19 protein-coding genes are annotated in these 23,507 nt (G+C 39.9%); 12 read left to right on the top strand and 7 right to left on the bottom strand.

From position 1 onward, the window contains the following. Positions 1-17: 17 nt before the first annotated feature. Positions 18-374, bottom strand: a complete 357-nt coding sequence (locus AACU25_RS26635; protein ID WP_096580840.1) for an ArsR/SmtB family transcription factor — start codon at positions 372-374, stop codon at positions 18-20. A 535-nt stretch (positions 375-909) separates the two neighbouring features. Here AACU25_RS26635 and AACU25_RS26630 point away from each other — a divergent pair. Continuing rightward, complete coding sequence (locus tag AACU25_RS26630) at positions 910-1,500, top strand: Uma2 family endonuclease (RefSeq protein WP_096580838.1); 591 nt, start codon at positions 910-912, stop codon at positions 1,498-1,500. A 413-nt stretch (positions 1,501-1,913) separates the two neighbouring features. Here the strand turns inward: AACU25_RS26630 and AACU25_RS26625 are convergent, their stop codons facing one another. Next, positions 1,914-2,132 (bottom strand): helix-turn-helix domain-containing protein, encoded by a 219-nt coding sequence (locus AACU25_RS26625; RefSeq protein ID WP_096580836.1) that lies wholly within the window; start codon positions 2,130-2,132, stop codon positions 1,914-1,916. A 173-nt stretch (positions 2,133-2,305) separates the two neighbouring features. Here AACU25_RS26625 and AACU25_RS26620 point away from each other — a divergent pair, with 173 nt between their 5' ends. Then, on the top strand, positions 2,306-2,887 hold the full coding sequence (locus AACU25_RS26620) for a DUF2087 domain-containing protein (protein WP_096580834.1): 582 nt from the start codon (positions 2,306-2,308) through the stop codon (positions 2,885-2,887). A gap of 133 nt (positions 2,888-3,020) precedes the next feature. Here AACU25_RS26620 and AACU25_RS26615 read toward each other — a convergent pair whose 3' ends face one another. Next, positions 3,021-3,803 carry an ABC transporter ATP-binding protein gene (locus tag AACU25_RS26615; protein ID WP_045873388.1) on the bottom strand — a complete coding sequence of 261 codons (783 nt, stop codon included), beginning with the start codon at positions 3,801-3,803 and terminating at the stop codon, positions 3,021-3,023. Next, a complete protein-coding gene (locus tag AACU25_RS26610) occupies positions 3,793-4,926 on the bottom strand; it encodes a branched-chain amino acid ABC transporter permease (RefSeq protein WP_096580832.1) in 1,134 nt (377 codons plus the stop codon). Before AACU25_RS26610 ends, AACU25_RS26615 begins: the two co-directional genes overlap by 11 nt. 201 nt (positions 4,927-5,127) lie before the next feature. On the opposite strand from AACU25_RS26610, the gene AACU25_RS26605 reads away from it, so the two are divergent. From AACU25_RS26605 to AACU25_RS26590, 4 genes are all read left to right on the top strand, one after another. Continuing rightward, positions 5,128-5,337: a hypothetical protein gene (locus AACU25_RS26605; protein ID WP_045873390.1), complete on the top strand. Its 210-nt coding sequence runs from the start codon at positions 5,128-5,130 to the stop codon at positions 5,335-5,337. Beyond that, positions 5,338-5,595: a hypothetical protein gene (locus AACU25_RS26600; protein WP_045873391.1), complete on the top strand. Its 258-nt coding sequence runs from the start codon at positions 5,338-5,340 to the stop codon at positions 5,593-5,595. Positions 5,596-5,702: 107 nt separating this feature from the next. Continuing rightward, entirely contained in the window at positions 5,703-7,289 is a 1,587-nt protein-coding gene (locus AACU25_RS26595; protein WP_096580830.1) for a glucose-6-phosphate isomerase, read from the top strand. Positions 7,290-7,706: 417 nt separating this feature from the next. Beyond that, positions 7,707-9,359 (top strand): FAD-dependent oxidoreductase, encoded by a 1,653-nt coding sequence (locus AACU25_RS26590; protein WP_096580828.1) that lies wholly within the window; start codon positions 7,707-7,709, stop codon positions 9,357-9,359. Between the two features lie 577 nt (positions 9,360-9,936). On the opposite strand, the gene AACU25_RS26585 is transcribed toward AACU25_RS26590, so the two are convergent. Next, entirely contained in the window at positions 9,937-12,702 is a 2,766-nt protein-coding gene (locus tag AACU25_RS26585; RefSeq protein WP_096580826.1) for a PAS domain S-box protein, read from the bottom strand. Between the two features lie 711 nt (positions 12,703-13,413). On the opposite strand from AACU25_RS26585, the gene AACU25_RS26580 reads away from it, so the two are divergent. Continuing rightward, positions 13,414-13,905 (top strand): orange carotenoid protein N-terminal domain-containing protein, encoded by a 492-nt coding sequence (locus AACU25_RS26580; protein ID WP_096580824.1) that lies wholly within the window; start codon positions 13,414-13,416, stop codon positions 13,903-13,905. Between the two features lie 248 nt (positions 13,906-14,153). Here the strand turns inward: AACU25_RS26580 and AACU25_RS26575 are convergent, their stop codons facing one another. Next, the gene (locus AACU25_RS26575; RefSeq protein ID WP_045873396.1) at positions 14,154-14,516 is read right to left on the bottom strand and encodes a response regulator transcription factor; all 363 of its coding nucleotides are present in this window, start codon (positions 14,514-14,516) and stop codon (positions 14,154-14,156) included. A gap of 47 nt (positions 14,517-14,563) precedes the next feature. Beyond that, positions 14,564-15,967: a response regulator gene (locus tag AACU25_RS26570; protein WP_096580822.1), complete on the bottom strand. Its 1,404-nt coding sequence runs from the start codon at positions 15,965-15,967 to the stop codon at positions 14,564-14,566. A gap of 617 nt (positions 15,968-16,584) precedes the next feature. On the opposite strand from AACU25_RS26570, the gene AACU25_RS26565 reads away from it, so the two are divergent. The 5 genes from AACU25_RS26565 to lhgO all read left to right on the top strand — a co-directional run bounded on the left by AACU25_RS26565 (position 16,585) and on the right by lhgO (position 23,403). Continuing rightward, the gene (locus tag AACU25_RS26565; RefSeq protein ID WP_096580820.1) at positions 16,585-17,259 is read left to right on the top strand and encodes a vWA domain-containing protein; all 675 of its coding nucleotides are present in this window, start codon (positions 16,585-16,587) and stop codon (positions 17,257-17,259) included. A gap of 48 nt (positions 17,260-17,307) precedes the next feature. Further along, positions 17,308-18,090, top strand: a complete 783-nt coding sequence (locus tag AACU25_RS26560; RefSeq protein WP_096580818.1) for a PP2C family serine/threonine-protein phosphatase — start codon at positions 17,308-17,310, stop codon at positions 18,088-18,090. Positions 18,091-18,150: 60 nt separating this feature from the next. Continuing rightward, complete coding sequence (locus tag AACU25_RS26555) at positions 18,151-20,328, top strand: tetratricopeptide repeat protein (RefSeq protein ID WP_096580816.1); 2,178 nt, start codon at positions 18,151-18,153, stop codon at positions 20,326-20,328. An 877-nt stretch (positions 20,329-21,205) separates the two neighbouring features. Further along, on the top strand, positions 21,206-21,979 hold the full coding sequence (gene rfbF, locus AACU25_RS26550; protein ID WP_096580814.1) for a glucose-1-phosphate cytidylyltransferase: 774 nt from the start codon (positions 21,206-21,208) through the stop codon (positions 21,977-21,979). 212 nt (positions 21,980-22,191) lie between these two features. Further along, positions 22,192-23,403, top strand: coding sequence for an L-2-hydroxyglutarate oxidase (gene lhgO, locus AACU25_RS26545; RefSeq protein ID WP_096580812.1), 1,212 nt, complete (start codon positions 22,192-22,194; stop codon positions 23,401-23,403). The last annotated feature ends 104 nt before the right edge of the window (positions 23,404-23,507 follow it).

Raw genomic sequence — 23,507 nt, 5'->3', positions numbered from 1 at the left:
CCAGCAATGACTCCAGATTAGAACCTTTTGCTAGCAGTAGCTAGAGGCTTAAGGCTTTGTAGCTGTTGGGTTTGCTCCTCTAATCTTTCCGCGAGGCGATCGCATACTAACTCACATAATCGCAAACATATAGGATCAGCGATTTCATAAATGACGCTGACACCTTCTGGTGTTCTTTTAACAATACCCGCCTGAGTCAAGACTTTGAGGTGCTTCGACACATTTGCCTGTCCGAGTCCTGTTAAGGCGATAATTTCCGTAACATTTTTGGCACCCGATTTCAAACAACATAAAACTTGTAGCCGACTAACTTCAGACAAGACTTTAAAATAGTCAGCAACTGGGCTTAATGCCCCAGGAAAAACTTCTGACATAGAAAAGTAATAATACTTTATGGGTTATTTTCTACTATTATACTATATGGTAATATAATGTTTATACTCATACCATAGTCTTAATTAAAACAGCGCAAGAATATTGGTATGATAGTAGAACTATCAAAAGAAGAAATTATTACAATTAAATAGAACTTACACAACTGGTAGATCAATCTTCTGGTTTAAGAGTCAACAGTCAAGGGTCAAGGGGAGCCAGCGCCGTGGGCGGGTTTCCCGACTTGAGGCGACTGGCGTTCAAAAATCCAGTTTTTTTTGACTTTTGACTTTTGACTCTTGAAAGCCTAAACGAAAAAAATGTAACACTTGTGTAATTCCTATTAAATAAGTCTTAAGTGAAAGATTTTGGACTCATAATTTAGTTTAGAAGGGTAAGGGTCAAAAGTTTTTATTTACCCTTTAAGTGTCCCACAAAAAAATATTGAGTACGATAGGAATAAGCAGCAAAGTAAAACTTGCAAATTATCACTTGCGTCAAAATAATTTAGTATAGTCAAACAATTATAGATGCTATATGCAGTTAGAAACCCAAAAGCGCTATTACACACCTGAAGAATATTTGGAACTTGAAGAAAAAGCAGAATATAAAAGCGAGTACCGGGATGGAGAAATTGTATCGATGACGGGTGGAACTACCAATCATAATAAAATTGCTTTGAATTTAGCAGCATCTTTAAAAATTGCTTTAAGACGCAAAAATTATGATGTTTATATTGGTGATGTGCGTTTGTGGATACCCCGTTATCGGCAACATACATATCCAGATGTCATGGTAATCGCAGGAGAACCGATTTACACAGGAACTAGCACAACAACAGTTATGAATCCGTTATTAATTGCGGAAGTTCTCTCTAAATCTACCAAAAACTATGACCAAGGCGATAAATTTCTTTATTATCGCTCTCTTCCAGAATTCCAAGAATATATTTTAATTGACCAATATCAGTATCATGTAATGCAATATGTAAAAACTGCCGCAAGCCAATGGTCATTTACAGAAATTGAAGGTGAATCTGCAACTTTATCACTGCAAACTGTGGATTTTCAAATTGAATTACGAGACCTTTATGAGAAAGTTAATTTTGCAGAAGATGAAGAAGATTAAGAAAATTTGTAATTAATAATTGATAGTGCAACCTAAATTATTCAGGATTTACGCAACTGGCACAGTGATCCTCTGGCATAAGAGTCAAGAGTCAAGAGTCAAGGGTCAAAAATTTAGGTTTTTTGGACTCTTGACATTTGAACGCCAGTTCACTCAACGGAGGGAACCTCCGCACGTGACTGACTCCCCTGGACAAACCTCAACGAAAAAAATATGACACTTGCGTAAGTCCTATTATTATAAATAAAGACACAAACAATGTTGTGCCTTTATAGGTGGCTGCTTAAATTGAAAATTGTTGGAATAGAAAATACCTCACTACCAAATTTATAAATCCTTGTTCGGGGTACATGAATTTGTGGTAGTTATGATAGCCACTGTTTTAAATTGTTAATACTTGCGCTCAGAATAGCTTATAAGATAGGACGAGTTCTAGCTTTATAGTCCATTAAAGCGCCTTGACTAATTACAGTGCGTCCATTTCTTCTGCTAGTGGGAATTTGCCCTTTTTGCAAAGCCATATAGAGAGTACTTTGATCTACACCTAAAAACCTAGCAGCCTGTACAAATGAAGTACCCTGTTTGGGTATACTTCCGTTCCTTCTCTTTCGATTTGTGAATGATCTGAACATGGCGAAATGTGAAGAACTACTTAAGAAATCTCAACTTCTGACCGAACAAATCGCAGAATTAACAATAATTCACAATCACGACAAAACACCCCCCCGCTTGTTTAGAGGGAGACAAGATAACCAATTCGATTTCTCTCTAATTAGATTGGAATCGAATTCGATTATAACAAATTATGAGGAAAGAACAGTTTCAAACCCTACTGCAATTTTTCAAAGCGTTGGCAGACGAGAGTCGATTAAAAATTGTAGGTATATTAGCAAACCAAGAGTGTAGTGTTGAAGAGCTAGCAGTGCTATTGCAACTTAAAGAACCGACGGTGTCACATCACCTGTCAAAACTCAAGGAATTAAATTTAGTCACTATGCGCCCAGAGGGTAACAGCCGCTTTTACCAGTTGGATAGCGAAGTTCTACAAAATCTCAGCCAAGAAATTTTCACCCCTGAGAAAATGGCATCGTTAATAGAGGATGTAGATGTTGCAGCTTGGGAAAGCAAAGTCTTAAAAAACTATTTGGAGAGTGACAGCAAGAATATTGAGGAAGTACCACGCCTCAAGGAGATTCCCGCTAGCCGCAAAAAGCGCTTAGTCATTCTCAAGTGGCTGGCGAGTAAATTTGACGAGGGGGTTCAGTATCCAGAAAGAGTAGTGAATGAAACTCTGCAGCTTTACCATCCTGACTACGCTACCTTAAGGCGAGAATTAATTGGCTATAAACTAATGACGCGAGAAGAAGGAGTTTATTGGCGGATATGAGGGATTGGGGATTGGGGAAAGAGGGGAAGGGGGAAGGGGGAAGGGAGAAAGGGGAATAAATAACGAACAGCAATTACCAATTACCAATTACCAATTACCAATGCCCCATGCCCCATGCCCCGTGCCCAATATATTATTTTCCTAAATACGCTTCGAGAACTTGGGGATTAGTTTGAATTTCTGCGGGTGTACCGTCGGCTAAATTTTGTCCTTCAGCAAGTACCCAAACACGATCGCACAAGGACATAATTACGTCCATGTTGTGTTCGATAATCAGAAATGTCAGACCATCTTGGCGATTCCAGTTGAGGATGCGATCGCAAATATCATCAATTAATCTGGGATTTACCCCGGCTGCTGGTTCATCTAATAAAATCAGCTTGGGATTTGTCATCAAGGCGCGTCCCATTTCTAGCAGCTTGCGTTGTCCCCCAGATAAACCACCAGCGTAGTCATGGGCTTTTTTGGCTAAACCAACTGACTCTAACAAAAACATTGCTTGTTCTTGTAGTTGCTTTTCTTCTTTGGCGACAATGTGGGGTTGCAATTGTACTTGCCAAAAATTTTCCCCGGTTTGTTTCTGCGCCGCTAGCAGCATATTTTCTAACACCGACAACCGCGAAAGAGTCCGGGCTACCTGAAAAGTGCGGACTACTCCCTGCTGGGCAATTTGGTATGGTTGCAGGTGATGAATGGGTTCACCGTCAAAAATCACTCGTCCTTTATCTGGGCGAATGAAGTTAGAAAGTAAGTTAAAAAAGGTGGTTTTACCAGCACCATTGGGGCCAATTAAGCCTGTAATACTGCCTTTAGCTACTTCGATATTGGCATTATTCACAGCTTTAATGCCACCAAAGCTTTTAGAAAGTCCAGTAGCCGCTAGTAGGGGAAGTGGGGGTGATGGGTTATTTACCAAGGGTAAGTTCCTCCTTTTTCCCTAAGATACCTTGTGGCCGCCAAATCATCAGTACCATCAAAATTAAACCAATCACCATGATGCGGAATGCGCCGAGACGGGCTTCATCCAGGGGAATAATTTTCGGTAAAAGTTCGCGGGTAATGGCATCGTAAGCAAAGTAAATCACCGTACCTAAAATTGTGCCGATGTTATTCCCAGAACCGCCTAAAATTACCATAATCCAAGCGTCAAAAGTCAGCTGTGGTTGGAAATTATCGGGATAAACAGCACTGAGTTGCCAAGCAAAGAAACCACCAGCAATCCCCGCGATCGCACCGCCTAACATTAGTGATTGTAGTTTATACCAAAAGACATTTTTTCCCAGCGCCTTGGGAATTTCCTCATCTTCGCGGATGGCTTTTAGTACTCTACCCCAAGGCGATCGCACTAACATTTCCAATCGCCAGAAAACAAATGCTAAGACTAACAGCGCCACCAGCATTAAACCTGCTTTAGGGATGTAGTTATATAAACTGATGATGCCAGAAACATAAACAGCTATTGCCAGCAGCCCCAAGATTATCCCCACAACTAAACGCGATACAAATTCCTGTTTGTTGGTTTTGCGCGTTACGTTCTCAGTAGCACCAGAAATACGGGTATTGTTAATCCATCTCCACAATGAAAACGCAGTCACCGCTAAAAGCAGCGTTAGCAATCCCATCATCACAAATCTGAAAAATAGATTGGGCGTTTCCGAGAAAGGAATAGGGTAACTTTGTACACCAAATGCCCCAGATATCCAAGTATCACCTACTGGTAAATCTTGGTTATTTACTACCAACCGAATTAGTTCTCCCACCCCAATGGTGACAATTCCTAGATAATCTTCCCGCAGGCGCAGAGTAGCAAACCCAATTACCAACCCCAACAACGCCGCCACAATCGCCCCCACAATAGCTGAAACAAGTATAGGAACACCTTTGAGGCTTAATAATACTGTTGTATAAGCTCCCAGGGTCATAAAAGCGATATGACCAAAATTAATTAACCCTGTAAAACCCCACTGCAAATTCAGTCCCAAACTAAACAATGCAAATGTGGCTGTAGAAATCGCTAAAAATATTAAATATTCAAACATAGATATTTAGTCATTTGTCAATTGTCATTTGGTGTTGGGTGTTTGGTGTTTGGGGTTTGGTGTTTGTTCCCCATTACCCATTACCCATTACCCATTACCCATTACCCATTACCCCATGCCCAATGCCCAATTCCCCATAGTTTATAACCATTGCTGAACAAATGGGCATACTATTGTTTGGTGAGGGCTAAGAGGAGAAATATGAACTTGCTGCGAACGAGAATTCATCACTTAGTCGATCTGTTAGCGGATGAGGATCTGCCAAGTACTTGGGCTGCTGTCTACAATTTGCATTGTGACTGTTATATGCTCAAAGCGATAGAACAAGCCAAGCGATCGCAACAGCCGTGGGATATATTAACCCAAGAAGAAGCGATCAGACAGTTAATGTATTTTGGAAGTGAAACTTAAGTGATTCTGGAAGTACGCTATACCAGGTCATTTCTCTTAGACCTGAAAAGTTTAGAAACATCTGCTTATGAGCGGGTGTACAATTTTGTGTTTTTTGAATTCGCTCACCATTGGCAGATGCGATCGCTCCCAGAATTTCGTCAGCTTGATGATGAGGCAATATTTCACCGCTTTACTATAGATGAATATTTAGTGGGCATAGAAGTGAGGGGTGAAATCGTCAAATTTTTGCGTGTCATCCCTATGCCAGATGTCTAAGGGCAGAGCTTAGGTCAACACTTAAAACTGTATAAGGCAAAGCAGGGATCGCTATAGCCTTACATTAAACTGGTTTGTGAAAAACACGTTAAGTTGAGATTTCCCTTATGGATGCTAAAGCACTTTGGCAACGATACCAGGATTGGTTATATTTCCACGAGGGATTAGGGCTGTATCTTGATGTTAGTCGGATGCGGTTTGATGATGCCTTTGTGGAGTCGTTGCGGCCGAAGTTTGAGCAGGCGTTTGCGGATATGGCGGAACTGGAGAAAGGTGCGATCGCTAATCCGGATGAAAATCGCATGGTTGGACATTACTGGTTGCGGAATCCCGATTTAGCACCAACTCCAGAACTCACCCAAGAAATTGTCCAAACCTTAGAACAAATCGAAGCTTTTGCAGAAAAAATCCAAACAGGTGCTATTCATCCTCCTAGAGCTAATCGTTTTACCGATGTCATCTCTATAGGTATTGGTGGTTCTGCGCTTGGCCCCGAATTTGTCGCCGAAGCCCTGTCCTCTGATTTCCCACCCCTGAAAATTCACTTTATCGATAATACCGATCCCGCAGGTATCGATCGCATTCTGACTCAGTTACGAAATAGCCTCGCTAGCACTTTAGTTTTGGTGATTTCCAAATCTGGAGGTACACCAGAACCACGTAACGGGATGATTGAAGTTAAAAAAGCCTACGCTGGGCAAAATTTGGACTTTGCTCAATATGCAGTAGCTATTACCAGTGCTGATAGTAACCTCGATAAAGTTGCAAAATCTGAAGGCTGGCTGGCAAGATTCCCCATGTATGATTGGGTGGGCGGACGCACCTCAGAAATGTCTGCTGTGGGTTTAGTACCAGCTGCATTGCAAGGGATTGATATTCGCGCCATGTTAGAAGGCGCGAAGGAAATGGATGATGCTACCCGTGTAGCAGATTTGAAAAATAACCCAGCAGCTTTACTGGCTTTGTCTTGGTACTATGCCGGTAATGGTAAGGGTGAAAAAGACATGGTGGTGCTGCCTTACAAAGATAGCTTGCTGTTGTTCAGCCGCTATTTGCAACAGTTGGTTATGGAATCCTTGGGTAAAGAAAAAGACTTAGATGGTAACACCGTCTACCAAGGTATTGCTGTTTATGGCAACAAAGGCTCAACCGATCAACACGCCTATGTCCAACAGTTGCGCGAAGGTGTACCCAATTTCTTTGCTACCTTAATCGAAGTTTTAGAAGATCGTAAAAATCCATCTCCCGAAATTGATCCTGGTGTAACAGCAGGCGATTACCTTTCTGGTTTTCTTTTAGGAACCAGACAAGCGCTGTATGAAAATCAGCGTGATTCCATTACCGTAACTATTCCCCAAGTCAATGCGCGTACTGTCGGGGCGTTAATTGCTTTATATGAACGTGCTGTTGGCTTGTATGCAAGCTTAGTCAACATCAACGCTTACCATCAACCAGGGGTTGAAGCTGGTAAAAAAGCCGCCGCCGCAATTCTTGACTTGCAAAAGCGCGTCCTAGAAGTTCTACAATCAGCAAAATCTGCTCTAACTCTCGATGAAATTGCCGAGAAAGCAGGTGCATCTCAAGAAATTGAGTCTATTTACAAAATTCTGCGTCATCTACAAGCCAATCAACGAGGCGTAGTCTTTCAAGGTAATCTCGCACAACCCAGCAGTTTAAAAGTTTCTGTCAGCTAACGAAATATAGCTTACACATCAATCAAACTATCTTTCCATATTGTTGAATTGACAACAATTTTTTATCGTTAAGCATCCTGGTGATTGAAGCGCAAACTTCTATTTCCAGGGTGCTTAATTGTATTTAAGTAGGGTGGTGAAATTAAAGATAGCTGGTAATGGGTAAGGGGTAATGGGTAATTGGTAATGGGTAATTGGTAATTGGTAATTGGTCAATGGCACTTCACAGTCAACAGTACATCAACTTGCTATACTACTATATAGTAGTATAATAAGAGAATAAAACGACATTCTAGTCTGTAGCATCAATTACCCATTTCTATTGATATTGCGGTGTTTGTGAGCCAGATGTCAGAAAATCGGGAGTTTTGGCTCTGAGGTATTGTTACATCTATTTTGAATAACGGAGTTTAAAAAATGACAAGCGAGCGAAAACGCCTTTTGATTGTTGGTGGTGTTGCTGGTGGTGCTTCTTGTGCAGCGAGGGCGCGCCGTTTATCGGAAACCGCAGAAATTATTATGTTTGAAAGAGGTCAGTATGTCTCTTTTGCTAATTGTGGATTACCTTACTACGTTGGTGATGTGATTACTGATGAGCAAAAGCTGATCGTAGCGAATGCAGACTTATTCAAAGATAGGTTTAATATTGATGTGCGATTGGAAAATGAAGTACTGGATATAGATAAAGAAACAGCCACCATTAAGGTAAAAAACAATAAAACAGGCGAAATTTACCAAGAATCTTACGATGCTTTAGTACTAGCACCCGGAGCAGCCTCAATTCGACCACAACTACCAGGAATTGACTTACCCGGAATTTTTGCTGTGCGAACTATTCCTGATAGCCGTCGCATTCGAGAATGGATTGAGCAAAAGCAAGTCAAGCGCGCTGTGGTTGTGGGTGGAGGCTTCATCGGCTTAGAAATGACCGAAAATCTTCTCCATCGCGGTATAGCTGTGACTTTATTACAAAATCAATCTCAGGTGATGGCACCTTTAGATCCAGAAATGGCAGCACCAATTCACGATCGCCTAGCAGCGCATGGTGTGAAGTTACGTCTAGGGGATGGAGTCGTTGGATTTGAATCTAACCCTGATGGCAGCATTAACGCGATCGCAGAATCTGGAGAAATCCACACCACTGATTTGGTAATTTTAGCAATTGGTGTTCGCCCAGAAACCACACTGGCTAAGGCTGCGGGGCTGGAAATTGGAGCGCGTGGAGGGATTCGCGTTAACGAACAGATGCAAACTAGCGATCGCCGCATTTGGGCTGTAGGGGATGCAGTGGAGGTACAAGACTTTGTCACTAAAGAATGGACTTTCATTCCTTTAGCAGGCCCGGCTAACCGTCAAGGGAGAATCGCTGCCAATGCAATTTTCGATAGAAATACTAATTTTAGAGGTGTCCAAGGAACCTCAGTATGTGGCTTGTTAGGATTAGCGATCGCTTCTACAGGTGCGAATGAGAAAACACTCAAGCACTTAGGTTGGAGCTATGACAAAGTTTACTTACATCCTGGGCATCATGTTGGTTATTATCCCAATGCCAAGCCGATTAATATGAAGCTGCTGTTTTCTCCCGTCGATGGCAAAATTCTCGGAGCGCAAGCTGTGGGAGAAGATGGGGTAGAAAAGCGTATAGATGTCATCTCAATGGCAATTCAACTAGGAGCAACAGTCTATGACTTAGAAGAAGCTGAATTATGTTATGCGCCTCAGTTTGGTGCAGCCAAAGACCCAGTAAATCTGGCTGGGATGATTGCAGCTAACGATCTAAATCAAGATGCACCTTTAGCACATTGGGAATATTTACCAAAATTAAATGGCTTACTTTTAGATGTGCGTGGGGTGAATGAGTTTGCAGCAGGCCATGTAGAAGGAGCAATTAATATTCCCTTACCTGAATTGCGTCAGCGTATGAGTGAACTACCTGCAGAAAAAGAGATTTGGGTTTATTGCCAAGTCGGACAAAGGGGTTATTACGCTACTCGTGCTTTAAGGCTCAACGGTTTTGATGCTTATAACCTTAGTGGCGGTTTTAAAACTTATCAGGCGAGGAAAAACTAATCAATTTAGAAATAGCTTCAATGTAGGCTTATACCAATTCAAATAATGTTTGCAACAGATAAAATCTATGTAGGGAGCATCGACAATTTTGTGATACATCAAATTATCTTACTGCTGCCCTGCTCTACTTATCTGTAAATGCAGTTCAGTTAAGAAAATTAATTGATCACAAAACCAAAAAACTAGTGCAGACTGGCAGAAATAACTAATCAGTACAAAATTCAAGTCATATCAAATCACATAATGTTTGCGACAGATAAATCCTTTGTAAGGGCACGGCATCCGCAATCTTTTGGCATATCAAATATCTTACTGGTGCCGTGCCCCTACCCATCTGTCGCGTTCTTTTTTCAAAATGGTATCAGTACTCAGCATTACCATCACGACAGCTTAGAAACTTTTGCTGCGATGCACTAGTTACTCAACAAAAAACAGAACCATAATTTTGGAGGGGGTTTGGGGGACGCAACCGTCACCCAATCGGGGGTTTGGGGGAGAATCCCCCAATTGATCTGGCTTATTTAATAAGTGACAAATCAATCTCTAATGAAACTGAACTGTATTGACTTATCTGTACTTAGCAACTGGCAATCTGCCGTAATTCCTGAGATAGAATCGGCGTTTCTTTCTGCTTTAAAGGAATTTCAATCCAAAATTCTGTGCCTTTACCTAATATTGACTCACACCTTAAAATTCCCGCGTGCTTTTCTACAACAATCTGATAACTAATAGATAAACCTAAGCCTGTACCCTTACCTACAGGTTTAGTTGTGAAAAATGGGTCAAATAGTTTTGACTGTACATCTTTTGCGATCCCTGTACCATTATCAGCAATCCTCACAATCACGCGATTATTATTCACAAGTTCGGTACGGATTCTAATTTGGCTGCGATTGTTTTGAGTATCTGACCGAGAATGCTGATTGTGATCATTCTCTAGAGCATCAATAGAATTATTAATAATATTCATAAATACCTGATTTATTTGCCCAGGATAGCACTCTACTAAAGGTAATCCACCATATTCTTTGATAATTTCAATGCCAATGGGATGCTCTGGTTTAGCTTTTAGCCGATTCTGTAAAATTAGGAGCGTACTATCAAGACCTTCATGAATATTAACTGCTTTCATTTCCGCTTCATCTAAACGCGAAAAATTGCGTAAACTCAGCACAATTTCTCGAATGCGATTAGTACCAATCCTCATAGAAGAAAGTAGTTTTAATAAGTCATGAGCAATAAATTCTAAATCAACTGTTTCACAAAATTCCTGAATTTCGTGAACAGGATAAGGATAGTGTTTCTCATAAAGTTTTAGTAGTTCTAGCAACTCTTGGACATATTCATCAGCTGGGGTAAGATTACCATGAATAAAATTTACTGGATTATTAATTTCATGGGCAATCCCAGCAACTAATTGTCCTAGACTAGACATTTTTTCTTGCTGAATGAGTTGTGCTTGAGTTTGTTGCAACTTATGCAAAGTATCACTGAGTTTTTCAGCTTGAGCTTGCGCTGCTAAGGTAGCAGAACGACTTTGTGTATAAAGTTGTGCATGATCAATGGCGATTCCTAATTGATCGGTGACAGCTTGCAACAAGTTGATTTCACTATCCTCCCATACACGTTCGCCGCTACAATGGCTACAAACAATTGCTCCTAATTCTCCCGTATTACTACTAACTGGTAGCAATAATAAAGAAGTAATACCAAACTCAGTCAAGAATTTTTCGATATGCTCCTCAATTTGGCGATCGCTATCAATATTGTGAATACAAATTAGCTCTTGATGCAGCAGATGTTTCGCTAAAAAAGAGTATTTTTTTAGCGAAATTACACTTAATATACTAGGTAATTCTGGCTGACGTGCTTCATGAGTAATAGACAAGCTGGTTTGAGAAAAATCAGGTAAGTAACGGATAAAGTAGCAACGGTCAATTTGTAATAAACTGCGGATTTCTCTCACAGCAGTTTCCAAAATAGTATCGAGTTCCAAAGAACTACGAATTTGGCTAGCTAGACCTAGTAGTAAAGCTTCCCGACGGCTGAGGAGTTGTGCTTTTGCCCAAATTCTATCAATAGCTACAGCAATATTATTAGCAATCCAATTGAGCATATTATGAGTAGGTTGGCTCAAAGATTCACAGCTAAATAAAGCCATAATGCCTACTAATTCTTCTTCAACTATTAATGGATAGGCTGAAAAAAGTAAGTTTGATGATATATTTTCTAGATTGCTAAATTGGTAATTTGTTGGTAAGTCTTGATTTAATATTACTTGATGATTTTGATTGATTGTGTCAATAACACTATTAACTAATAAAGTTTGATTAGGGAAATTTTGTAGATTTGTTAAGACGCTACAGCTACTATCTGTACAAGTCACACCTGCTTGAAATTGAATATCTGTTGTCTGCCTTTCTCCAGTCCAAATTCCCACAAAAGCAACATTCAGATATTGCGATATTGTGTGTGTACACTGTTGAATAATGTCAGTCAGGCTCCCACTTTGAGCTAAGATTAAACTTACTTCTGCACTTAATAGTGAAAGATGCGATCGCTCTCGAATCGCTAACTCAGAAAATTTACGCTGAGTAATATCAGTACGAATCGCGACATATTTCTCCGGTCGTCCGTCCGCAGATAACTTTGGTACTATAGTTGTTTCTACCCAATAAAAAGTACCGTCCTTGGCTTTATTTTTAATTTCTCCTTGCCAAATTTTCCCTTGAGAAATAGTTTCCCATAATTGCGCGAAAAATTCTTTGCTGTGATAACCAGAATTGATAATTTTGTGGTTTTTTCCTATCAGTTCTTCTCTGGAGTATTGAGAGGTTGTGCAAAATTTATCATTAACATAAGTAATCCTGCCCTTGTAATCAGTAATTGCTACCAAAGAATGAGCATTTATAGCATATTTTAAATTTTCTGATTCTTGCAGAGAATTCCGGAGAACAATTTCCTGCTCTTTAGTGATAGTAATATCACGAGCTATGGCATAAATTAACTTTTCCTCGTGGAAAGTTGTAGAATTCCATGACAACCATTTATAAGAGCCGTCTGCACAGAGATAGCGATTTTCAAAGTAAATTGTATCTAATCCTGTTGTTAATTTTTCTGCTTCTAAAATCGTTGATTCCCGGTCTTCTGGATGCACAAATTCAATAAAGGGTTTAGCAATTAGCTCTTGATTTGACCAGCCTAAAACTTTACTCCAAGTTTGGTTCAGATGTTTGAAATAACCATCAAAACCAGCAATACAAAGTAAATCTAGAGAAAGAGAGAAAAATCGCGAATATTTAGCTACCGACTCTACATCTTCTAATTGAAATGGCTGTTGCATATACCAAGAGCTTGTAAATTTTGAAATTTTTAATTAGGTGTAAATTGGGTAGATTTTCACAATTTCACCAGTCATGCCAATTACCTACTAAATTCAGCCGCAAAATTTAGCCTTCACCTAGTAAGCACTTAGTGCTTTGGAAAAGGCCGATTTGCTTCCCGGTTAAGCTTTAACCAAAATTTCTACTTACCCAGTTTTCTGTTAGATTTAGATTTCCCGAAAAGACTATAAAGTAAACGTGAATTTCACAAAATTTAAATAAGAAATATTAAGTCGAAATCGCAGTGCAATTAAAGGCTGTCATTATTCTTTGTGAACCACTGCACCCTTACGAGTTCCCCGGCTTGTACCGCTAACGCGCAACCTAAAGGGTTGTAAGCCTATTTACGTTTCGTAACATAGTTGGTTTTATGTCCACAAATTTATCCTTAACTGAACCTTATTCTTTCATAGGTAGCTTGAGGCAGAAAATTAGCATTACATCTGTCTTCAGTAAGGTTAAATTTCTATTTGTGTCTGCTACTTTAGATAGCAAAAAAAATATTTTACAAACTAGCCTTAGTTAGCTGTAAATCCCTAAAACCTGTCTTTTTGCCAGATTTTAAAGATTATTTTGGGAAATTTATATACTTCTATCTTCAGTAGGGTTAAACCACAGAAATAACTTTGTTACGGTTACCTAAGTAATCAAAAATTTAAGTGGAGTTTGTAATGACATACACCCAAACCAACGATCCAACTATCAGAGAACATGTTCAAGCTTGGCAACAATTGGATGTAGATCAACAGCTTGCTTTGTTTTGGTTTATCTACAAAGAGATGGGTGGTTCAATTACACCAGCAGCACCCGGTGCAAGTACGGCTTCTTCAGACATTGCAGAAGGGTTATTCAATCAAGTGAAGCAATTATCTCACGAGGAACAATTACAAGTTCAGCGTGATTTAATTAACAAAGTTGACACTCAACTATCTCGTCAATACGGTTCTTTAGGTGAAACCACAAAGTTACTTTTTTGGTATCGCTTATCTCAAGGTATGGATGACGGTACTATCATTCCTATGCCTTCCGATTACAAGCTATCTACAGAAGCTCAAGCTTTGTTAGATAGAATTAAAGGATTAGCTTTTGAGCAACAGATTACTCTTTTCCGTGATTATGTTGCACCTATGGGTGCGGAAGCGAAATCTGGTGCAGCACTTTAATTTTTGAATTTTCCATCTGCTGTAGGATGCGTTACGCTAACGCATCCTACATGAATTTCAGAAATTGAATATGAGTCCTATAGAAGCGATCGCTCTACTGTATTCCAGTATTATTGCTATATAAGCATTCGGTAATATAAACTAATAAAGCAGAATATTATATTTTTTTACCAAAAATTGCCTACCTATACTTGCAGGTTGAGTACGATGCACCCACATGAGAAGCTGGTATTTTAGTAGCAATTATTTCACCCAACTACAGATTCAATCGCACGGATTAATTGTTGTTTGGTGAATGGCTTGGTTAAATAAACATCTGCTCCTTGTTTCATTCCCCAAATTCTATCGATATCTTGATTTTTGGAACTACAAATAATAATTGGTAGTTTTTGGGTTGCAGGATTTTTTTTCAATTGACGACAGAATTCAAAACCACTAAGTCCTGGCATCACAACATCAGTGATAATCACATCAGGCTGGTGATTGACTGCTTGATTCAGCCCGTCTTTAGCATCATAAGCCTTGAGTACGATGTAACCACTATCTCCCAGATAACTATTAATTAATTCTAATTGAGAGGGAGTATCTTCAACAACTAAAACGGTAGGCATATAATAATTCCGAACCACAATCCAAAAGTAATGTAATCTTTATTTAATCAAGCCAAATGCATAAAGACAAGCTTCAATAATTCGGCACGAGTAAAAGGTTTAGTAAGATAACCAGAAGCTCCTACCAAATTTGCCTTAACTTTATCTACCAGACCTTTATTACCTGTAACAAATATAACAGGAGTATGCTTAAATATTGAGTTATTACGTATAATGCGGCACAGTTCATAGCCATCAATACCTGCCATATTTAAGTCTAGTAAGATTAAGTCTGGTTTATGCCTAATAATTGACATGACAGCTTTGAGTGGATCTTCAATAGTCACTACAGCAAAGTTTTCATCCTCTAAAAAACGACTAATTTCTCTGAGGATGGTAGGGCTATCATCTACAGAAATAATTTTGTAAACCTTTTTAGCGGTTGCAGTAGCAGTGGTTACTCTTTCAGGAGCTAAATTTATGTTATTTGGTAGTGTTAATTCCTGATGGTTTTCCAAAGAAGGAGAAGAAATATATGGTAATTCCTCAACAAGCTCTATATTCTCTACAGGGATATCTGGGGAGGCTTTAGCATAGGTATTATTGACTTCTACGACTTTATTAACTAATCCCGATTCAACTGGTTCTGTTATATATTGGGTCGGAGATGAGCTGGGGCTAAATGTCTTAGGTAATTTATCAAATGGCGGATCGGCTTCATGTAATATAATTCCACCATTAACAATGTAGTGATATAAGTGTTGAGCCAGCTGGATTTCATCTTGGTTCATAATCACAGCCAGATGACGCAGGCTAAAACCCTTCATCCAGTAAGTTAAATTAGGTTGCAGATCTACAAATATTGGGTTTTGAATTGATTTGTTAATAAACAGGTAAGGACGCTGATAGGGAGAAGAAATATGAGGAGCAAAAGATTGCCAACGCTCTAATCTTGTTTGGCAACGTTCGATAATCTTTTCTACGTCAAGCCTGCAAATTTTCGGTACATGAGGCGGTAAATCACTTAATTCATAGTTTCCCACTTTGATTAACAGCAGAGATTCAATCACTTCTTTGACTAATTCTTGAATCAGTACTGCTGCTTGTGTGGAATGTAAGTGTCCCTGATTGACAAGCCAGACAATTGCTTGATAATCCGGTGGTTCGTTATCTGAATTACTCTGGTGTTGCATCAGTTGATTTGGTGAGTCAACTTCAAACATCAGACGTAATTGCACGCGAGTTTCACTAGTAAGTAAAGGAATTTGATGGCTGAGACGACGTAAATGACGTTCTAGTCGATCGAAGGGTTCAACTGAGTGGGTAGCGTAGGTTATTTTCCCCTGTTCCAGGTAAATCGACCAAGTTACAGAGTTGCTAAATGCTCGTAAATAGGTACTGTCAGAACTTTTAGATAACTGACTTAACAAACTTTGGGGACGTAGTTTGGTGAATGAGCCAGAGAGATTCATACTTTTCGAGGTTTCCGGAAAATCAACGTGAATCAAAGTAAATTTGAAATAACAACAATGAATATGGTTTCTTAGCTTTAATTTTTCTCTTGAAACAAATTATTGCTAAGAAATATCTACATCCCTGACTGACCTTAAAAACCACAGTATAACTTGTTTGTTAAATTTTGTACCCTGAGAACAGCCTAGTATTTTTACGGTGCTTTGGCTTCACAGTTAACATATTGAACTGAGGATAATTCTGATGATGATGATGCTTGCGATTCCCAATGATTTATTCTTTTCATATAAAACTACTGGTTTCTACACAGAAGCTTTAAACTTTTTTGTGGGAAAATGCTGGTATTTATTGTATTGTGAGTTTACTAGAATTATGAAGTTCACTAAATGGCTTAATGCGATTAAAGTAAACTATATGTAAATTCTTCTTGACTCAATCGCTGATAAATTAAGGTTTTCTTGAATATGTAGGTAATTGAGTGGGAAGAATCTCATTAATAATTATTAAGAGATCTGCAAATAAAATCCTCATGAATGTAGTTTTTTTTACCTAAAAACTATATACTGAGAGCTAATAAGGAAAAAATACTTTGAATTATAACATAACACACAAAGTTATGCATGATACATTAAGACTTGATGAAGTAGTAGAATTTGCGGAAAATCCTGAACCTCGATGCCCTTGTGTGCTCTTGCTAGACACATCTGGTTCGATGCAAGGAGATCCCATAGAAGCTTTAAATCAAGGCTTGCTGAGTTTAAAAGATGAATTGGTCAAAAATTCTTTAGCAGCTAGACGAGTAGAAGTAGCTATAGTCACTTTTGATAGTACTGTGAACGTAGTCCAAGACTTTGTGACTGCCGATCAATTTAACCCACCAATCCTGACAGCACAAGGATTGACCACTATGGGTTCAGGGATTCATAAAGCCTTAGACATGATTCAAGAACGTAAATCACAATATCGTACCAATGGTATCGCCTACTACCGTCCTTGGGTGTTTATGATTACCGATGGTGAGCCACAAGGAGAGTTAGATCAGGTCGTAGAACAAGCAAGTAAACGCTTGCAAGGTGACGAAGCCAATAAAAAAGTAGCATTTTTTACTGTAGGGGTAGAAAATGCTAATATGACACGTCTGAACCAGATAGCTGTACGTACTCCCTTAAAACTAAAGGGATTGAATTTTATTGAAATGTTTGTCTGGTTATCAGCCAGTATGTCAGCTGTGTCTCACTCACAACTTGATGAACAAGTAGCACTACCACCAATAGGTTGGGGTACTGTTTAATAAATATTGCAGCTTGATACTAACACAGCTAGCTGTTGCAAAAAATCTATGAATATGTCGAAACAGATACCTCAATGGCAGGTAGTAGCTGCATCAGTATGTGGTACTAGCCATTTAAAAAACAAACAGCTGTGTCAGGATGCTCACCACTGGCAATTATTATCGGATAATGTGTTAGTGGCAGCAGCAGCAGATGGTGCAGGTTCAGCCATTCAAGGCAAAGTCGGAGCGATGATTGCTGTAGAAACAGCGATAGAAAACATAGCTATCAAAGAAGTCACTCGCGATGCTTTAGCGGATGATGGAGTCGTGCGATCGCTGTTGACAGACGCAATCTTAGCCGCCAAAAAAGCGGTAGAAGACGAAGCGGCCGCATGTAATAATCAGCTTCAGGATTTAGCAACTACCTTAATTGTGATGGTCGCCACACCAGAAGTGGTAGCGGTGGCCCAGATTGGTGACGGCTTGGCAGTAGCCAAAGATAGTACAGGGAATCTACTGGCATTAACTATGCCTGACAGTGGTGAATATATTAACGAAACCACTTTTTTGACTTCGCCAGGAGCCGTAGAAACAGCACAGATGAAATTATGGCGTGAATCCATAGTTAATGTCAGTCTGCTCACCGATGGGCTGCAAATGCTGGCTTTAAATATGGTGGTTGGCGAACCGCATAAACCATTCTTCTTTCCGTTATTCGACTTTGTCGCGAATACTCAGGATAAGACGGTGGCTAAAGAACAATTAGTCAAGTTTTTAGGATCTGAACGGATTACACAGCGCACTGATGATGATTTAACACTCATTATCGCGGCACTCAGCAAACCGTAAGCCCAGATCCGCCAGATGATTCAGCATTTTTAAGTAACCCCCGTTAACCGTAACTCTATCATGCAGGTACTACGTTGTCTTCCTAAACAGGAAATTCTGAATCTTAACGTCAGTCTAGGGCGTGGTGGTGAAGCTTGTATCTATGCAGTACCATCCCAAAGCAACTTAGTGGCTAAAGTTTATCACAAACCCACAGCCGCCCACGCTTACAAACTCCAAGCAATGCTGGTCAATCCGCCAGAAAACCCTACAGCTAATTTAGGTCATATTTCCATTGCTTGGCCACAGGATGTATTACGCGCAGTAGATGGCAGCGATCGCATTGTTGGCTTTTTAATGCCTCGGATTCGCGGGATGCGTCCTATTATTGACTTTTACAATCCCAGAACCCGCCGCCAACACTGCCCATTATTCAACTATCAGTACCTGCTACGTACAGCAAGAAATCTGGCGGCGGCTTTTGCGGCTTTACATAGTAGCGGATATTGTATTGGTGATGTCAATGAGTCCAATATCCTGGTAAGCGACACAGCGCTGGTGACATTAGTCGATACAGACTCCTTCCAGGTACTCGATCCTGATACTCATGCTGTTTACCGATGCCCTGTAGGTAAACCAGAATTTACCCCACCAGAACTGCAAAACAAGATTTTCTCACAGCACGATCGCGAAGTTACTCACGATTTGTTTGGGTTAGGAGTACTGATCTTTCAACTGTTGATGGAAGGTACCCACCCATTTTCTGGTATTTTCCAAGGGGCTGGCGAACCACCCGCTTACGAATCACGTATTGCTTCTGGTCATTTTACTTACAGTCAAAGGCGGAAAGTTCCTTACCTAGCTACTCCCATAGCACCAGCTTGGGATATTCTGCACCCCAGCTTACAAGAATTGTTTTTGCGTTGTTTTGAAGATGGACATAACGATCCCCATGTCCGTCCCAGCGCCCAAACTTGGATGCTAGCCATAGCTGAAGCGGAAGAAAGCCTGATTACTTGTAGCGTTAATCCTCAGCATAGCTATAACGAGCATCTACATTCATGTCCTTGGTGCGAACGTAGTAAACGCTTAGGTGGACGCGATCCTTTCCCATCACATCGCGCGATCGCAGCCAAAGAACACCTCAAACCCCGTATACCAGCTAGAAATCGCTACAATCAGCCTACTCAAAGGCCGCAACCTGTAGCCCCCTTAACAACACATCAATGGCAACCCACTCATAACAAAAAAGCTACTTTCCCCAATATCCTCAAAAATCGCAAATGGTACCCAGTAGGCTTGTGCGTACTCGGTTTTGGTTTGTTAGGGTATCTAGATGTCATGGTGAAATTAACTAGCCCAGTTGTTTCCCAAAATGCTTATACCCAACAAACTTTGATGTCTAATCAGACAATCAAAAACAAAAACCTCAGCTTTGATGATTACTATAAACAGGGTCATGCAGCTTACAAAGTGCGAGACTATGGGCGGGCGATTGAGAACTTTAACCAAGCTTTAGAAAAAGAACCCAACCACGCCAAAGCTCATGTTAACCGCGGTAACGCCCGCTATAACATGAAAGATTATGAAGGCGCACTCAGCGACTACACCGCAGCTTTGCAACTCAACCCCAGAGAACTCAAAGCATTTGTGAATCGGGGTAATGTGCGCTATATGCTAGCTGACTATAGCAACGATCCCGATCGCGAATATACCTTAGCGATCGCTGACTTTAATAATGCACTGCGTCTTAATAGTAAGGAAGTAGAAGCTTACATCAGACGAGGTGTTGTCCGCGCCCAAGTTGCTAAATATAGTGGTGACTCGCAACAAGATTATCAGCAAGCCATCAATGATTTTACCAAAGCCATTGATATCAATGCCTCACAACCAGAAGCTTTCTACCAAAGGGGTATTGTCCATTCACAGATTGCTCAATACAGCAACGATTATGCGCGCGAGTACAATAAAGCGATCGCCGACTTTAACCAAGCGTTAAGCATCAACCCTAAACAGGGGAAAGTTTACCTCAAACGAGGTATGATTCACTACGAGCTGTCACAATATGGTAGTCAAAATTCAGAACTAAATCGGATGAAAGCAATTGACGATTTACAAACATCCGCCAAAGTCTCTCTGGAACAAGAAGATATGGATAACTACCAACAGGCACTCAGTAGCCTCTGCATTGTTGTAGAAAATAAATGTGATGCTTTATTCCAAAGTAGCAATGTTTTGGATTCAGCAGAAACAAGGTAAATAGTACCGCCATAAATTCTAAATTCAAAATTCAAACAGAGTCAGAGTTTTGTTGATTTTGCAGAAGTATGGTCTGTTAATTTACGCGGTGCTGTACTAGAGGCTAGAGTTCAGTTTGATCGTTCATAACGGGTGGTAGTCCGCCCGTAGATATGCTGATAAAAAATGTGGTGGAGCCAGTTAATTGCTACATCCACACTAGAAAGCCACGCGTAGCGTTTTCGTGAGGAAAAGCGGCGCGTTGCAAAATTTTTTTGTCTAGATATTTGAAATTTCTGACTGCTAGATACGTGGAGTATCTTCTTTTAGCAGGGATAATTGCTGTGTGGTATTGGCTACAAACTCACAATTATTTAAGCAAAGAATTTATTACAACTGCCAATAATACCATTTTGAAAAAAGAACGCGACAGATGATAGGGGCACGGCACCATTAAGATATTTGATATGCCAAAAGATTTCGGATGCCGTGCCCTTACAAAGAATTTATCTGTCGCAAACATTATTTGAATTGGTATAATCTATTTTTTTATGAAAAAAGTAAATTTTATCACCATTCAATTAATACTCAATTATTGGTAAGTATGAGAAAATCATCAATAAAATCGGGTTTAGCGATTGCTAAATCCGATTTATTTTTTGGGTTATATCGCTCACCTATGAAGTAATTAATTTTCATATTTCCTCCGTATTCATAAAGCTTTTATATAAGAAAGATTTTTATTTACCTTGTCTTTACAGAAAATCGAAAAAATCTAGTTAGATTATTTACGGAGAAAGATAAATGGTAAATAGATTTTTCTCTATTCCAGGTGCAATCGCTTCATTAGCAACGAAAAGTTAATTATTAAACTACCTGCAAATCTTGAGGAAATTGCATGAAAGCAGTGATTTTGGCTGGTGGTCTGGGTACACGCTTAAGTGAAGAAACAAGTATCAGACCTAAGCCGATGGTGGAAATTGGTGGAAAACCAATTTTGTGGCACATCATGAAGATTTACTCTGCCCACGGCATTAATGATTTTATTATTTGTTGTGGATATAAAGGTTACATCATTAAGGAGTACTTTGCTAATTACTTCTTGCATATGTCAGATGTCACCTTTGATATGCGTTTTAACCAGATGAATGTGCATTCTGGATATGCTGAACCCTGGCGTGTGACCTTGGTGAATACAGGCGATAACACCATGACAGGTGGACGCTTAAAGCAAGTCAGAGAACATTTAGGTAACGATACTTTTTGCTTTACCTATGGTGATGGTGTCTGTGATGTAAATATTACAGAACTAATTAAGCTGCATAAAGCACAAAATACCTTAGCCACACTCACAGCAGTACAACCTGCGGGACGTTTTGGCGCAATTTCTTTGGGACAAGAACAAACTAAAATTACTAGTTTTCGTGAAAAACCTGAAGGTGACGGTGCTTGGATTAATGGCGGTTATTTTGTTTTAGAACCACAAGTAATCGACTTCATTGCTGATGACAGTACAGTTTGGGAAAAAGAACCATTAGAAAAATTAGCAGATATGGAACAGTTATCGGCTTACAAACATAATGGTTTCTGGCAACCAATGGACACATTACGTGATAAGAATTATCTCGAAGACTTGTGGAAGAGTGGTCAGGCACCTTGGAAAGTATGGTAGTAGAATATTTAAGAGTTGCGAGATGAATCAATTTTGGATTTTGGACTTTGGATTTTAGATTTATTCCCAGTCTCTTGCTGATTGTCAAGTGCATATAAATCTAGATGATTGAAAATAGTTAAAAATTAGATTTTCAATATAAAATCCCAAATTTAAAATCTAAAATTCGCTAAACTCTTAAATTGGTTGTTTTTAAAGGTGCGATAATACTAATGTACGATTTTGCAATTATTGGTGGGGGAATCGTTGGACTTTCTACAGGGATGGCTTTAGGCAAACGCTATCCCAATGCCCGGATTTTAGTATTAGAAAAAGAAAGCAAATGGGCATTTCACCAAACAGGTAATAATAGCGGTGTAATTCACTCAGGAATTTATTATAAGCCTGGAAGTTATAAAGCTAAATTTTGCCGTGACGGTGCTAATTCAATGGTGGAATTCTGCCGAGAATATGGCATCGCTCATGAGATTTGTGGCAAAGTAATTGTGGCAACTTCCGATGCAGAAATACCACGCCTAGAAAATCTCTACAAACGCGGCTTAGAAAATGGCATTAAAGTCCAAAGAATTAGTCCCGAAGAAGTTAGAGAAATTGAACCCCATGTCAGTTGCGTAGCTGGCATTAAAGTATTCTCTACAGGTATTGCTAATTACAAGCAAGTTAGCGAGAAATACGCTGAGTTAATTCAACAGCAAGGAGGCTATTTACGCCTCAATACCAAAGTAGAGAAGATTAGACCTAGTGGGAAAAATCAGGTACTAGAAACCAACAATGGTAGCTTTGAAACTCGGTTTGTAATTAATTGCGCCGGATTACATAGCGATCGCGTGGCGAAATTAGGTAATGTGGAACCACAAGCGAAAATAGTACCCTTCCGGGGAGAATATTACGAACTCACCCCAGAAAAACGCTACCTGGTGAAAACTCTGATTTACCCAGTACCTAACCCAGATTTTCCCTTCTTGGGTGTCCACTTTACCCGCATGATTGATGGTAGCGTTCATGCAGGCCCCAATGCCGTATTGAGCCTGAAACGCGAAGGTTATCACAAAACAGACTTCGACTTGCGTGATTTTGCTGAGGTCATGACTTATCCTGGTTTCTGGAAATTAGCAGCCAAACACGCTGATGAAGGAATTCAAGAAATTATCCGTTCCTTTAGCAAAGCCGCCTTTGTGAAGAGTTTGCAACAACTCATTCCCGAAGTGCAAGCCCAAGATTTAGTTCCTACCCATGCAGGAGTTCGCGCTCAAGCTTTGATGAATGACGGTAAGCTAGTGGATGACTTCTTAATTATCCCAGGGCAAAACTCTATTCATGTTTGCAATGCGCCTTCACCAGCCGCTACTTCTTCTCTAGAAATTGGCAAAGCAATTGTGGCGCAAGTTCCTGAACCATCACATCTAGCAGCATCGGTTATTTAACCCATCAAGGGTATCTGATATTTTGCAGCATTCTCAATAGGCATAGGGTGGGCACTGCCCACCATATCCATATTTCTGAGTTTCGCAACATCTCTCTCTAAATT

Source organism: Tolypothrix tenuis PCC 7101, assembly GCF_963874875.1.
Classification (GTDB): Bacteria; Cyanobacteriota; Cyanobacteriia; order Cyanobacteriales; family Nostocaceae; genus Aulosira; species Aulosira tenue.
The sequence above is the reverse complement of the archived record's forward strand: the minus strand, read 5'-3'. Positions and strand labels throughout refer to the sequence as shown.